Here is a 14,061-nt window from a genome sequence, read left to right on the forward strand (position 1 = left end):
ATAGACCGAAAGTTCATTTTTTTACATATTTTATGATAATATTATAATTAAAATAAACTGATTAAAATTATAGATTAGGTATATGATTATCTAATGATTAGATTAAAACTTTTGATAACTTAATTGTAAGTTTTTTGCTCAAAAACCTACTTTTGCATTTGAGAATAATAATTGAACCACTTGATATTATGTCTGATAAAATAGAACGCGTAAAAACATTAATTATAGGATCTGGCCCAGCAGGGTACACAGCAGCTATTTATGCTGCACGTGCAGATTTGAAACCTGTCATGTATACCGGTATGGAACCAGGTGGACAATTGACAACTACTACAGAAGTAGATAATTTTCCGGGCTATCCAGAAGGTATCGACGGACCTACCATGATGGTGCAATTGCAACAGCAAGCTGAGCGTTTTGGTACTGAAGTTAGAATTGGTATGATTACATCGGTTGAATTTTCAAAGGAAAAAGGAGGAATTCATAAGGTAGTTGCCGATGGTGAAAAGCAAATAGAGGCTGAAACTGTTATTATTTCTACTGGTGCTACAGCTAAATATTTAAATATACCTAGTGAGCAACGTTTACGTGGAGGAGGAGTTTCTGCTTGTGCAGTTTGTGATGGTTTTTTCTATAAAGGTCAAGATGTTGCCATTGTTGGTGCAGGAGATACTGCTGCAGAAGAAGCATCTTACCTAGCGAATATTTGTAATAAAGTAACCATGTTGGTGCGAAAAGACGAAATGAGAGCGTCAAAAGCAATGCAGCATAGAGTTAACAGCCTAAAGAATGTTGAGGTTCGTTACAATGCCGAAGTAGACGAAGTTCTTGGTGAACAGGTTGTAGAAGGTTTACGAGTGGTAAACAATAAAACAGGGGTAAAAGAAGATATCGCTATTACTGGTTTATTCATTGCGATTGGGCATAAACCAAATACCGATATTTTTAAAGGCCAGTTAGATATGGATGAAACAGGATATCTAATTACTAAAGGTAAGTCTACCAAAACCAATTTGCCTGGGGTATTTGCAAGCGGTGACGCACAAGATAAAGAGTACAGGCAAGCGATTACTGCAGCTGGTACAGGCTGCATGGCTGCTTTAGATGCTGAACGTTATTTAGCTACAATAGGTTCTGTAGAGGAGCCGATTGCTGGTCAGTATAATCTATAGGTTTAAAATAGTTGTATTAAAAAACGCCGTTTCGTAGAAACGGCGTTTTTTAATTAAAATTGAATTTAAGCTAATCAATTCTTTTGTAGTTTTCTGAGAATGTTCTATTGCCCTCTTCATCTAAGCTTATTTGACTGAACTTATCATCACCAAGTTGAAGTTCGAAAGTGAAAATCCGCATGGTGTCCATGGCCATTATCATTTCATTATCGCCATATTCTAAAGTTTCTATAAGCCTATCATCGGTAATGCTATAGGAACCGTATCCGAACCTTCCAATTTTGTCTACAGGTACATAACGGCTCCACATAACTTTTCCATTATAGTACATTTTCACTTGTCGATAACCGTCAGTGGTCGGCACGGTATCGATAATTTGTTGTCCATCGTAATTGTAGAAACTTTCTAATTCCCACGTGCCTTGAATGGTATGCATATAATTCTCGTTGATTGAATTAGTCGAGGCAGCTGAAACCAAGACAAGCATCAATAAAACCAATCCTATAATTTTTTTCATGGTGGTATTTTTTAGTTAATAATGCAATTGATTATCTACTAAAAAGATACGAAATAAATTTAGAATATGTTAAAATTTTAATTAAAAAATTAAGAATTTAACAATAACACCAAGAAGTTATTGAGTGTTGTAGATTGATAGCGTGTTCAGTATTTTACAAAGTTTGAGAATATCTTCTTTTTCATGGGAAGAACTAAGAACAATACGACTCATTAAATCATCAACTTCGGTTGGGTAGCGAAAATTGGTAACTAGAATTCCATTTTCTTCTAGCAAGGTAGCCAATTGTTCATTTTTAAAGCTAAATGTTGGGTGCCTTTCAGAAGCTGAAAAGAATAATGGATTAGCTAAATTTTTCAAGAATAAGGCTGTATTTCGATTTAATAAGTCTCTTTTGCATAGAAAAATAGAATGCGCATCTATTAAGGTAGCTAAAGCAGCTGGTGTAGCCGGACTAGAGCCTCCAAAAAACTGAGTTTCTTTTAGGTTTTCAATTATTGACTGACGACCAAATATGGCACCTGCCTGTATGCCGAAACCTTTTCCTAATGAGCAAGTAACTATTAATTCTTTTGGTTGTAATGATTGTAAGTAAGAGAAGCTGCCACCACCATTTTCACCTGTGATACCAATACCATGAGAATCGTCTATAACAAGAATTATATTTTCTAGCGCTAATTTCTGAAGAGGTTTGTAACCGGGGTAATTACTGCCATTAAAATCAATACTGTCTAAGAATATGACCTGTTTTTCCCCCTGGTGCTTTAAAATATCAGTTTCAAGTTGCTTCCAGTTTTGATACACTTCTTGTTTTCCTCTTAATAAAGCAGAGTGAGTATTAGGAGCATAGTATAATTTATAGTCTGCTTTACTGAAATAATCACAGACCAATTGCCCTGCCAAATACCCTGAAGACATGGTAATACAGCTTTCACTGCCTACTGTATTTGATAAGTATGATTCTGCCTTATCAAAAATAGAAATGCGAATATTAGATTTTCGTGAAGCACTGTAAGAAGTGCCATATTTTTTTATGTTCTTAATGAATAGCTTTTGGAAATCAGTATCGGTTTGTAGGCCTAAATAAGATGTACCACCAAAGTATAGAAAGTCTTTACCATCTATAGTAATTGCTCTACCAGGAAATTCATCAATGGTAATCATTATAATAATTGTACACCTGAACCGGCAAGTTTTGGAAAAATCACTTTGCCATTTGGTTCTATATGAACTCCTGTTGCAATATCACTTTTTAAAAGAAGCGCACCATCCATATCCACATAGTTTAATTGCGGAAGTAATTGTGCAATGGCAGAAATGCCAACAGTAGATTCTGTCATACAACCTACCATAACCTTAAGACCTAAATCCTTTCCTTTTTTAATCATACGTAGGGCAGGGGTGAGTCCGCCACATTTGGTCAGTTTAATATTAATACCACTATAATGCAGTGCACATTTTTCAACATCACTTTCTACAATGCAACTTTCATCGGCCATTACCGGCAGAACACTATGGTGCATAACTTCTTCCATACCCGACCAATCATCAGCTTTTAGTGGTTGCTCTAAAAACTCAACACCAAGTTCTTTCAATAGAGGAGCATTAAATATTGTCTCTTGAGCGGTCCACGCGCAATTTGCATCTATTCTAAATATAGCATCGGTATGATTTCTAAGTTCTCTTACAATAGCCACATCATCGGCTGTACCTAATTTAATTTTGTAAATGGGCCATGGCATTTCTTGCATTTTCGCCAACATCACATCAACGGAGGCAATACCGATGGTATAATTGGTAATAGGATAATTTTCGATGCTTGTACCCCAAATTTCATATAAAGGCTTGCCTAATAATTTTCCATAAAGGTCGTGAGCAGCCAAATCTAAAGCACAAATAGCAAAGTTCGATAAGCCTTTACTCACCAAAAAGGCATGAAAAACTTCTGGTGTGGTAAATTCTAACTTCTCAATTTCTTGTGAGATGGCTCCAATTTCATCCATCATACTGTTGGTGGTGATTTTGTAATAAGGATTCGAGGTTGCTTCACCAAACCCGGTTAGACCATTTAATGTTAAGGAAGCAATCATAGTGTCTTGAGAATCATGCGATTCTCTTGAGATGCTAAAGGTGTGCTTCAATGGTAATGTGTATTTCTTTAAGTGTACTTGCATAGTACTAATATACATATTAGGGTTAGACTAAAAAATGAAAACCCACTGATAATTCAGTGGGTTTTTAAAGTTAAGTTGATTGATGAGTTTTAATACTTGTGCACGCTACCCGAAACCGATTTGTTCTTCTGTACCGACGGGTTGCCTTTGTACGATATATTGCCGCCACTTGAAGCTTCAGCGGTTAAGTTATCGATAACATCGATACTAATATTTGCACCGCTACTTGCATCGGCATTACAAGATGATGTCTGTAGTTCGTTTGCTTTAATATTAGCACCACTACTGCCATCTACATACACTTCTTTGGCAGAACCAGATAGGGTAATGTTAGCCCCGCTGCTAGCGTCTATTTCCATGTCCGACACATTTACATTTGCATTTAACATAGCGCCACTACTGGCGTCAACTTCTAATTTTTCTGACTGTATCATATTCTCGGCAGTTAAATTAGCTCCACTTGAAGCATGTAATCCACTTACTTTTGGTAAAGTAATATAGACCTTTTTGGTAGCTCTACCTATATTCTCTATTGCATGGATTTTCAATTTTCCATTTTTAATATCGGTGCCTATTAAATCCATGATATTTTCATCTGCCTCAACTGAGATGTCAAAATCACTGCCTTGCGTTACAAATACATCGATTCCTTCTGATGCTGATACTACCGTAAACTCTTCAGTAATTTCTCGAGTTTCTTCAACGACTACGCCGTTTCCTTTTTCTCCTGTGCCGAAATCTCCGAAGTTAATGTCAAAGCCACAAGAGGTAAGCAAAAGGGCTAGAACGAGTGCGATTGTAATTCTTACTAGTGTTGTCATGATTGTTTGTTTTTTAGATTGATGTAAAATTGATTGTTTTATAATTTTTCTACGATTAAATATTACTCAATTGTAGATTATGGTATATGAACTGTAATTAGTTGATACTATCGTTAGCGTTGATTTTTACGCCATTCTCATCTAATTTCATTTTAAAGGATTCACCATTATCATTGACATCGATATCAATACCATTTTCATTGATTTTTATTTTACCTTTTTCCCCATTACCGTTAATATTAATATCAATACCTTTTCCATTGATGTTAATGCGATTTTCTTCATCGTCATCATCATCCACATTCATAGATTCAGGACAGTCTAGGCATTGTAATTCGCCGTTGTCTGCCATTATCCAAGTATACCCTTCAAGATTATCAACGTCCTTATCAGTTGTCATGGTGGTAATCCAATTTCTACTACTTGCCTGCTCATAGGTAAGAATAGTACCTACAGGTAGAAATACATTTACACGAACCTCTTGATCCTTAAATTTCGGACCTTGAGTAGTTAAGTAATCGTTCAAAGAAATAGTATTTCCTTTCACTTCATAGTCGTAAATAATTTGGTCAGCTATTTCTTTGGCTTCCTTATTAGATGGGCCATCAGCTTCTTTGCGCACTTGAATACGAACTAAGCTATCTTGTGATTTTCTTATGCGGAACCTCACATCATCTGAAACCAAAATCTTATTACCAGCTTCATCATATGAAATAAAGGTATCTCCCATGTGCATGTCTTTTTCATAGTCAAACTCGTCGGTCGTCACTATTTTAATAGCAATGGTGTCTGAAGGAATGACATTCGTGATTTCATTTTCTACCGAAGTACTACCGGTGTAGGCATGAGAAGCAGCTTCTCTAATACCAAAGACGATTAAAAGAATTATAGAAATCAACCAAAGACCCAAAAGTGAGAATTTTGCAATATTACCTATAGACTTCAAGTTGTTGACCAATATTTTCAATCCTAAATACATTAAGAAGAAAAATGGAATCCCTATAGCAAAAAAGGCCAATAACGATACTACCCAAATAGGTAGATTAGTAGAGTTGACTACATTATAGAAATCAATACCAGGTACGTGTATTACGTCTAGTATACCTACGGTGAATAGACCAACGAATAGTCCGATCAATGTCGAAGCTCCAATAATTACCAATAGAATGCCTATGAATTTTCCGAATATTTTGAAAAGAAACATAACAATATCTCCAAAGGTGTCAAAGATGGTTTTACCTCCTTTTTTGACGGTATTGCCTACTTTCTCATAGTCAACACTTTTTACACGATCCGCAACGTCATCAAAACCCTCTTTAACTTTACGTTCTATATTGCTGATATTAACAGTTTCACCGCTCATATCCAATTTTTGGGATGTGGTCTTTGCTTCAGGAATAAGGATCCATAAAAGACCATAAATGAAGATAAAACCTCCCCAAGTAAAAATGGTTAAGAAAATCCATAGTAAACGTATCCATAATGGATCAATACCGAAGTAATGCGCCAAGCCAGAAGAAACCCCTGCTACATATTTTTTCTCCGTGTCTCTATATAATTTTTTGACTCTATCTTTTGAACCTGTAGATTTTGCTCTTGGTTCATCTTCAAAGATTTCCTCATCTACCATGTAATCTTCAGGTTGCCCCATAATGGCAATCACTTCATCAACCTCTTTTTGAGTAATTACCTGTCTTTCATTTTCTAATTTGTCATGAAATAGTTCGGCAATACGGGCTTCTATGTCGGCAATGATTTCATCACTACCTGGAGTGTTTGCAAAGGATCGTTTTACCGATTCTAAATACCTTCGCATTTTATTGAATGCCTCTTCATCGATATGGAAGAGCATGTTTGCTAAATTTATATTTACTGTCTTGTTCATGATTAGCTATTTTTTGTGTTGGTTACCAGGTTTGTGGCTTTTCTCAATTCATCCCAAGTGGTATCCAATTCTTTAAGGAAAAGTTTTCCGGTCTCGGTTAAGGTATAGTATTTTCTTGGTGGTCCAGATGTGGATTCTTCCCAACGATAGTTAAGAAGTCCTGCGTTCTTTAATCTGGTTAGTAGTGGGTAAATAGTACCTTCTACTACCAGCATTTTTGCATCTTTTAGCGTCTCTAAGATTTCAGAAGCATATTTATCATGTCCATTTAAGATGGACAGGATGCAATACTCCAAAACCCCTTTTCGCATTTGCGCTTTTGTGTTTTCTACATTCATAATGTCTTTTTGCTTTTTATGCAGTCCCCTTTGTGGAGGGGTTTGCTCCATGGTGTCTGTTGTCTGCATAGGTTAACTGTTCGTTTTTTGTTCGATGAATAAACATCCGGATTGATTTTTGATTGATTAATAAACTCTTAAGGGTTTGATGAGTACCCTGCTTTTAATGTAAACTGATTACTCTGCTCATAAGCCACTTACTGTTAGTCTTTTTCCAGATAACAATAAATTTTGTTGGCTTCGATATGGCATTAGGTTCCTGATTATTATAAAATTTATGCATTCCTATTTGTATGGCACCAAAATCTTTAATGGGATGAACCTCTACACTCTCTTCAATTAAGGTTCGTGTTACTTTACCACAAATATTCTTTTCGATACTTTTTAAAAGTTCAGCTTTGTCAGTTGCTAAACCGCCCATATCATGATAAAACTCAATATCCTCATCGTAGAATTCGCTTTGTGTTTTCATGTCACACTCATTATATGCTGTGAAATAAGTTTTATCTAATTTCATAATGGTATTGTAAAGGGCTTCGTTTTCTACATCTTGACCCTTAAGCATGTTTGATACCAATACAAGAGTTAGAATTATTATTATTTTAATTAGGCCCATTATTTTATGAATTTTATAGTTAATGGATATTCAAAATGCTCACCTTCATTTGTTTTTATGGTTGCCAAGATGGTGTATACAATATTAATAATGAACAAAGCTGATTGGGCTAGGCCTAATAACGCAACTGGTATTAACCAAGGGCCAAAAAAGTCATCGCTATTAAAATGAAACTCCGCAAAATTGAAACTTTGAAGGTTTGAAAACCCAAAGTGGTCAAAGTCGAAAATATTCGGAATTAAACCACCTAAGAAAAAAGGGATGCTAATCATACCTACTAGAATAGAGTAGAGTAGAATGCTTATTTGAAAATTTAAAGCCTGCTTACCATTATGGTCTACAAATTCATATTCTTTTTTGTTTGCTGTCCATAATACCAACGGAATAATAAAATTCCCAAAAGGAATAAAGAATTTTGAAAACGTACTCGCATGTATGAGTGCAGAGAGGTTTCTTTCGTGCTTTGTTACTGATTCTGTCATGATTGATTCGTTGTTGATGATTGATTTTAATACTATGTAAAAGCTAATTACGTTGATAACCTATTAACTTCCTATGCAAATATATGGCTAAAAGAAGGTACTATGTAACACATAGTACTAATATTTAACATTAATTTAACATTTTAGTATGCTATATATAATGGCTATTTTTATCAAAAATTAAAGATAATATGGTTGTAACCGCTAGTAAATTCAATATGTTCTCTTTTTTTAAACTACCCGCTGCATGGTGGTGCGGAGTGCGTTTAAGAACATTAGATAAAAATATGGCTGTAGTGACCGTACGGCATAAATGGATCAATCAGAACCCGTTTAATTCAATGTTTTGGGCGGTACAGGGCATGGCAGCAGAATTGTCAACAGGTGCTTTGATGATTGACCAAATAGAAGCAACAGGAAAGAAAATATCGATGTTGGTGGCCAATAACAAAGCTAATTTCTCAAAAAAAGCTACCGGTAAAATTACGTTTACTTGTGAAGATGGGCATTCTATTAAAGAGGCATTAGATAAAACTATAGCAACAGGTGAAGGGCAAACCATTTGGATGAAATCTGTTGGAGTAAATGAAGATGGAGTAGTGGTAAGTACCTTTCACTTTGAGTGGACGGTTCGATTGAAGAAATAATGCAAGAAAAGCATTCTATAAAAAAATTATTGCAATTGAATTCATCAACAAATACTACTAAGAAGCTTTATGGCTAAAGATTGTTTCAGAAAATATCTTAATTAATTGTAACAATTTACAAACTCCATACAACTAATAAGCATCAATCAATAAAATTAAAGAAATGAATGCACACGAAATAGACTACGAGATATTTGGCGAAGAAATGCAATATGTAGAAATAGAGCTAGATCCTCAAGAGGCTGTTGTTGCCGAAGCGGGAAGCTTTATGATGATGGACACCGATATTAAAATGAATACTATTTTTGGTGATGGTAGTAATCAAGATAATAGTGTTTTAGGTAAAATATTCTCTGCAGGTAAACGTATGCTAACTGGTGAGAGTCTTTTTATGACTGCTTTTTTAAATATTGGTCAGGGTAAGAAAAAAGTGAGTTTTGCATCGCCATACCCCGGAAAAATCCTACCTATAGATTTATCTGAAATGGGTGGTCGTTTTACTTGTCAGAAGGACGCTTTCTTATGTGCAGCAAAAGGAGTATCGATTGGTATTGAGTTTTCAAAGAAATTAGGACGTGGACTTTTTGGTGGAGAAGGTTTTATCATGCAAAAATTAGAGGGTGATGGCATGACCTTTATTCATGCAGGCGGAACTTTAGCTAAAAAAACATTAGGCCCAGGAGAAGTTCTAAAAGTCGATACAGGATGTATTGTTGGGTTCACAAAAGATGTTGATTATGATATTGAATTTGTAGGAGGGATTCGAAATACAGTTTTTGGTGGTGAAGGATTGTTCTTTGCAACCTTACGAGGTCCGGGTACGGTATATATTCAATCATTGCCTTTCAGTCGTTTGGCTGGTCGTGTGTTGGCCTCGATACCTAGAGGAGGGAAGGACAAAGGAGAAGGCAGTATTCTCGGAACTTTAGGAGACATCGTTGGTGGTGATAATCGATTTTAGTTGTTCGTCACAACTTTAAGATAATTAGGTCAATTATGAAAAGTTGATTTATTTAAGTATTATATATTTGAATCCTATAAAAATCATCCTAAATACAAAAAAAATGGTGGTAAAGATTTTTATTTATAGTATACAAATACCCTCTAAATATTGAATAATACAAATTGTGGTTATAGAACGATTTAATGACCTATGTATAATTAGCAAAAAAAGGAGTGGATTTCATCTAAAAAAACACATGCTTTAATCGCTAAAGAAACTACCGAAGACCGATTAAAAGAATTACCTTATGGAGGGGATGACTATTTTGCAAAACCTTTTATAAAGAAGAACTATTTACACCCTTGTATCAGCTGATTTTAGTTCGAAAAAAATTAATTAGCAAATTAGGTAAAAACGGATTATCATCCTTAGTTAAAGCAGAAGGCAGAGAATTTGCAGACTAATTTTTCGGAACAAGTGATTGAAAACATGCATTCCAATTTAGATGATGTCAATTTTGGTCCATCACAATTGGCCAATGAAATAAACTTAAGTTAATTTCGGATTTACAGAAAATTAAAGTGATTAACGGACAAATCAACCACTAATTTTATTAGCGTTATACGCATGTAAAAAGCAAACGAACTGTTTCAATCTTCACATAAATCCTTACTAGACTGGTTTTAATAACCCTTCTTGGTTAAGTCGTCCGTTTAAAGAGGAATTTGGTTACCCGCAAGTAAAGAAGGTAAATAATTGATTATGAGTGTATTAAAATCCATTAATTGACTATTTTTACTATCTTAGTAAGCATATTCATTTGTTGATTCATAAATACTGCTAGTGAATGAATAAATAGTAACAGTCATCTGTTTGAAAGTATTTTAAATTGTACTGAAGAAAGCTAACATCCTATTCCCTCAATATGTTTAGCATCCGATTCCCCCAGTTCGAATTGCAAAAGGCGACCAATGTGGTCGACATAAATAAACCATTTAAATAAAGATCTTATGGAATTAAATGAAGAAAAATTACACGCCTTATTAGGTAAAGTCGTAACCGAAATGGGAGCCGCTGCAAACGGACCATTAGTAACTATTGGAGATAAATTAGGCCTCTACACCACACTATCAGAATCAGAACCTTTATCCTCAAGCGAATTAGCCTCAAAAACCAATACCGCTGAAAGATATGTGAGAGAATGGCTATCGGCACAAGCCGCTTCGGGTTATGTGCAATACCATGCCGACACGCAAAAATTCTCCATGACCCCAGAGCAAACTATGGTTTTTGGGAATAGAAAGAGTCCGGTTTTTATGACCGGAGCTTTTTATGCTATTTCCTCAGTATATCATGATGAACCAAAAATAGAAAAGGCCTTTAAAACGGGGGAAGGTGTTTCTTGGGGCGACCATAACAACTGCCTATTTTGCGGAACGGAAAAGTTTTTTAGTCCCTCTTATGAAGGAAATTTAATTTCCAATTGGCTTCCGTCTATGGAGGGTCTTGTTGAGAAATTAGAGAAAGGAGCAAAAGTAGCGGACATCGGCTGTGGTCATGCAGCTTCTACCATTATCATGGCAAAAGCATTTCCCAATTCCTCTTTTATCGGATTTGATTTTCATGCGCCATCCATTTCGCAAGCAAAAGAAAGAGCGAAGGCAGCCGGTTTGACCAACATATCTTTTGAAGTAGCCACTGCCAAAGATTTTCCAGGTACTGATTATGATTTCATCGCCTACTTTGATTGTCTACACGATATGGGAGATCCTGTGGGTGCCTGTGCCCATACAAAAGCAGCACTTAAACCTGATGGCACCTGTATGGTAGTTGAGCCTTTCGCAAAAGATTCTTTAGAAGAAAACTTAAATCCTGTAGGGAGGGCATTTTATGCTTTCTCCACAATGCTATGTACGCCTTGTTCACTAAACCAAGAAGTAGGACTTGCTTTAGGCGCCCAAGCCGGGGAAAAGAAATTAAAAGAGGTGATTACCAAAGGAGGCTTTTCAAGGTTTAAGAGAGCCATGGAAACTCCCTTTAATTTAATCTTGGAAGCAAGGCCTTAAATAAACTTACATGTTACAGTATTTTTAGAAAAAACATGATATTTATTACTTCTTTCGTTATACTATTACCAACAATTAACTAAGTAATGAACTTCAAAAACCAAATTGAATTCCTCAAAGAACTCCAAAGGAATAACAATAAAGAATGGATGGATACCAATCGCAAATGGTATAAAGAAGTTCGAAATGAATTTATTGGTTGGTTAGATAGTATGAATACTAGACTATCGGTTTTAGATGATGAATATTATGATACGCCCGGTAAAAAAGGAATTAATCGTATTAATAATAATCTCATGTTTCACCCGAATAAACCAGTGTATAAAGACCATTTTGGAGCAGGATTTGATAAGAAGCCAAAGACAGCAGACTTCTATTTTGAGCTAGGTATTGATAGATGCATTTTCGCAGGTGGACTCTGGCGACCAGAACCAAAAGTTTTAAGAAGCGTTCGTGATGCTATTGATTATGATGGTGAAGAGCTTCAGAAGATTCTAAATAAAAAATCCTTTAAAAATCTGTTTGGAGAACTATATGAAGATGCGAAATTGACCAAATCTCCAAAAGGATTTTCTAATGACCACAAGCACATAGAATTGCTTCGGCATAAAACCTTTGGGGTTGAAACAACCTTTTCAACAGAGCAGACTTTCAATGAAAATTTCGATGAAAAATTAATTGAAGTGTACACAGAAATGTTACCATTTAGGCGTTATTTAAACAAGGCAATTACCGTTTAATTATTCTTTCGTATTTGAAGCCGGTATCCATCGTACAGATAAATCAGGGTTTTCCATATCTGAATCTAAAGGAAACATAGGCCTTTTAATACGCTTATAGCCCAATCGATTCAAATCTTGATCAACACCACCAGGTGTCAATGCCATAGTCCAATCTCCTCGTATGTCATATAACTCAGGTACTAAATACCCTATTTTCACTACCACGATATCCGTTTCTTTCGGGTTCAGTCCTAAGTTGGTAAAGTCACTCAGGTGGTGATAAGGCTTTCTTTTCTTGGTAACAATAACATGTATACTTCCAACTTTTACAACAACTTCAATCTCCGCATTGGTATCACCTTCTTTAATAGCAGTAATGGTTCCATCTAAAAGTAATGGTCCAGCGAATCGATTATCTACGGCAGCACCAGCTTCAGCTTTAATTTTTCCACCTACTCCTATTTCAAGAGCTTTTTCAACAAATTCAGGACCAGGTATAGAAGCGTAAATTAAAGATTTACCTTTTTCAGATTTAAATTCTGGTCTTGCGAGTAATTCTTTCAACGTCCATGTGACATCACCTGCACCACCAGCGGTAGGGTTATCACCCATATCACTTATCATATAAGGTTTTTTATCACTGGCCAATGCTAATTTCAAACTTTCATCTAATGTAGTGGTTGGGGCAACGAATTCAAATTGCTTTCGAACGTCCCAAAAGCTTTGCGCTAATTTTTCTGCACCTTTTTCAACTTGCTCTTTATCATCACCAGTAACCATTACCACCGCATGATTTCGTGGTTCATCTGCCCAAGCATAGCCAATCCAAATTGCCGCATCAATTACGCCTTCTTGTTTTGTGATATCCGGAATTTTCGCATACAAACTTTTGCCAGGCTCTATTCGTGTACTGGTTTTTTCTCCTGGCAGTAAAATTGGCACCGGTACCCAAGCTTTATAGGTAGGTTTTCCTTTACCATTTTCAAGTCTATCTAAAAGATTGGTAACCGCTCTTTTTTTAGATTCGATAGCATCTTCATGCGGTGCCATACGGTAACACGTAATTAAATCAGAATGCATCGCCAATCGTTCAGAGACATTACCATGCAAGTCCATAGAAGTAGAGATAAGTACATCATCACCAATAACGGCACGTATACGCGCTATCAAATCTCCTTCAGGATCATCTAAGCCTACAACACTCATGGCACCATGAATATCAAAAAAGAGTCCGTCATACGGGCCATTCTCTTTTAACATTATTAAGCTTTTCGTCACCAAAGATTCATATGCTTCTCGGGTTACCGTTCCACCAGGAAGTGATTTTCCAACCAAGGTCGGTATCCATTCGGCTCGTTGTCTTTGTAAAGAATCAACCTGTAAAAAAGGATATCTGGAATAGACCGAATCTCCAATTTTCGCATGAAATGCTTCTTCTGTAGAAAGGGCAGGCGAGAACGTACTACTCTCAATTCCTAATCCCGCGATAGCGATTCTTGGTAATTGCATTTGTTCATTGTTCGTTTGGTTCTCTTTACAAGACGAAGCAAAAACTAAAAGTAAAACGGCATAAATGTATAAGTTTTTCAAGGTGGTTGATGATTAATGGTTCGTGTTGAAAAGATAGAGAAAAAGCCATTTATAAAATAATAGTTTTGCTAAATAACCCTTTTAAACC

The 14,061-nt window shown here is 35.8% G+C and carries 14 protein-coding genes; 5 read left to right on the top strand and 9 right to left on the bottom strand.

From position 1 onward, the window contains the following. The first annotated feature begins 188 nt into the window (after positions 1-188). On the top strand, positions 189-1,172 hold the full coding sequence (gene trxB / locus B5X55_RS12135) for a thioredoxin-disulfide reductase (RefSeq protein WP_079512901.1): 984 nt from the start codon (positions 189-191) through the stop codon (positions 1,170-1,172). Positions 1,173-1,242: 70 nt separating this feature from the next. Here the strand turns inward: trxB and B5X55_RS12140 are convergent, their stop codons facing one another. The 8 genes from B5X55_RS12140 to B5X55_RS12175 form a co-directional block, all read right to left on the bottom strand. Next, complete coding sequence (locus tag B5X55_RS12140) at positions 1,243-1,689, bottom strand: hypothetical protein (RefSeq protein WP_079512902.1); 447 nt, start codon at positions 1,687-1,689, stop codon at positions 1,243-1,245. Positions 1,690-1,806: 117 nt separating this feature from the next. Next, complete coding sequence (locus B5X55_RS12145) at positions 1,807-2,853, bottom strand: aminotransferase class I/II-fold pyridoxal phosphate-dependent enzyme (protein WP_079512903.1); 1,047 nt, start codon at positions 2,851-2,853, stop codon at positions 1,807-1,809. Continuing rightward, positions 2,853-3,863, bottom strand: a complete 1,011-nt coding sequence (locus B5X55_RS12150; protein WP_079512991.1) for a dipeptide epimerase — start codon at positions 3,861-3,863, stop codon at positions 2,853-2,855. The genes B5X55_RS12145 and B5X55_RS12150 overlap by 1 nt, the downstream gene beginning before the upstream one ends. A gap of 89 nt (positions 3,864-3,952) precedes the next feature. After that, on the bottom strand, positions 3,953-4,684 hold the full coding sequence (locus B5X55_RS12155; RefSeq protein WP_079512904.1) for a head GIN domain-containing protein: 732 nt from the start codon (positions 4,682-4,684) through the stop codon (positions 3,953-3,955). Between the two features lie 97 nt (positions 4,685-4,781). Further along, positions 4,782-6,569 carry a PspC domain-containing protein gene (locus B5X55_RS12160; protein ID WP_079512905.1) on the bottom strand — a complete coding sequence of 596 codons (1,788 nt, stop codon included), beginning with the start codon at positions 6,567-6,569 and terminating at the stop codon, positions 4,782-4,784. Between the two features lie 2 nt (positions 6,570-6,571). After that, complete coding sequence (locus tag B5X55_RS12165; protein ID WP_068484071.1) at positions 6,572-6,907, bottom strand: PadR family transcriptional regulator; 336 nt, start codon at positions 6,905-6,907, stop codon at positions 6,572-6,574. Between the two features lie 163 nt (positions 6,908-7,070). Next, positions 7,071-7,472 (bottom strand): nuclear transport factor 2 family protein, encoded by a 402-nt coding sequence (locus tag B5X55_RS12170; RefSeq protein ID WP_234999726.1) that lies wholly within the window; start codon positions 7,470-7,472, stop codon positions 7,071-7,073. Between the two features lie 50 nt (positions 7,473-7,522). Further along, positions 7,523-8,005 (bottom strand): DUF4870 domain-containing protein, encoded by a 483-nt coding sequence (locus tag B5X55_RS12175; RefSeq protein ID WP_079512907.1) that lies wholly within the window; start codon positions 8,003-8,005, stop codon positions 7,523-7,525. Positions 8,006-8,196: 191 nt separating this feature from the next. Between B5X55_RS12175 and B5X55_RS12180 the strand changes: the two genes are divergently transcribed. The 4 genes from B5X55_RS12180 (at position 8,197) to B5X55_RS12195 (ending at position 12,401) form a co-directional block, all read left to right on the top strand. Further along, a complete protein-coding gene (locus B5X55_RS12180) occupies positions 8,197-8,652 on the top strand; it encodes a DUF4442 domain-containing protein (RefSeq protein ID WP_079512908.1) in 456 nt (151 codons plus the stop codon). Positions 8,653-8,815: 163 nt separating this feature from the next. Further along, the gene (locus B5X55_RS12185; protein WP_079512909.1) at positions 8,816-9,613 is read left to right on the top strand and encodes a TIGR00266 family protein; all 798 of its coding nucleotides are present in this window, start codon (positions 8,816-8,818) and stop codon (positions 9,611-9,613) included. Positions 9,614-10,605: 992 nt separating this feature from the next. Next, positions 10,606-11,661, top strand: coding sequence for a class I SAM-dependent methyltransferase (locus B5X55_RS12190; RefSeq protein ID WP_079512910.1), 1,056 nt, complete (start codon positions 10,606-10,608; stop codon positions 11,659-11,661). A gap of 86 nt (positions 11,662-11,747) precedes the next feature. Next, positions 11,748-12,401, top strand: a complete 654-nt coding sequence (locus B5X55_RS12195) for a DUF2461 domain-containing protein (RefSeq protein ID WP_079512911.1) — start codon at positions 11,748-11,750, stop codon at positions 12,399-12,401. On the opposite strand, the gene B5X55_RS12200 is transcribed toward B5X55_RS12195, so the two are convergent. Then, complete coding sequence (locus B5X55_RS12200) at positions 12,402-13,973, bottom strand: M81 family metallopeptidase (protein ID WP_234999727.1); 1,572 nt, start codon at positions 13,971-13,973, stop codon at positions 12,402-12,404. Between the last annotated feature and the right edge of the window lie 88 nt (positions 13,974-14,061).

Source organism: Maribacter arcticus, assembly GCF_900167935.1.
GTDB classification, from domain to species: Bacteria; Bacteroidota; Bacteroidia; order Flavobacteriales; family Flavobacteriaceae; genus Maribacter; species Maribacter arcticus.

What these genes read in the sequence shown, in the direction of transcription:
- B5X55_RS12180 (WP_079512908.1), top strand. Translation starts at nt 8,197, where the DNA reads ATGGTTGTAACCGCTAGTAAATTCAATATGTTCTCTTTTTTTAAACTA.
- trxB (WP_079512901.1), top strand. Translation starts at nt 189, where the DNA reads ATGTCTGATAAAATAGAACGCGTAAAAACATTAATTATAGGATCTGGC.
- B5X55_RS12170 (WP_234999726.1), bottom strand. Translation starts at nt 7,472, where the DNA reads ATGCTTAAGGGTCAAGATGTAGAAAACGAAGCCCTTTACAATACCATT.
- B5X55_RS12160 (WP_079512905.1), bottom strand. Translation starts at nt 6,569, where the DNA reads ATGAACAAGACAGTAAATATAAATTTAGCAAACATGCTCTTCCATATC.
- B5X55_RS12155 (WP_079512904.1), bottom strand. Translation starts at nt 4,684, where the DNA reads ATGACAACACTAGTAAGAATTACAATCGCACTCGTTCTAGCCCTTTTG.
- B5X55_RS12185 (WP_079512909.1), top strand. Translation starts at nt 8,816, where the DNA reads ATGAATGCACACGAAATAGACTACGAGATATTTGGCGAAGAAATGCAA.
- B5X55_RS12175 (WP_079512907.1), bottom strand. Translation starts at nt 8,005, where the DNA reads ATGACAGAATCAGTAACAAAGCACGAAAGAAACCTCTCTGCACTCATA.
- B5X55_RS12145 (WP_079512903.1), bottom strand. Translation starts at nt 2,853, where the DNA reads ATGATTACCATTGATGAATTTCCTGGTAGAGCAATTACTATAGATGGT.
- B5X55_RS12195 (WP_079512911.1), top strand. Translation starts at nt 11,748, where the DNA reads ATGAACTTCAAAAACCAAATTGAATTCCTCAAAGAACTCCAAAGGAAT.
- B5X55_RS12150 (WP_079512991.1), bottom strand. Translation starts at nt 3,863, where the DNA reads ATGCAAGTACACTTAAAGAAATACACATTACCATTGAAGCACACCTTT.
- B5X55_RS12140 (WP_079512902.1), bottom strand. Translation starts at nt 1,689, where the DNA reads ATGAAAAAAATTATAGGATTGGTTTTATTGATGCTTGTCTTGGTTTCA.
- B5X55_RS12165 (WP_068484071.1), bottom strand. Translation starts at nt 6,907, where the DNA reads ATGAATGTAGAAAACACAAAAGCGCAAATGCGAAAAGGGGTTTTGGAG.
- B5X55_RS12190 (WP_079512910.1), top strand. Translation starts at nt 10,606, where the DNA reads ATGGAATTAAATGAAGAAAAATTACACGCCTTATTAGGTAAAGTCGTA.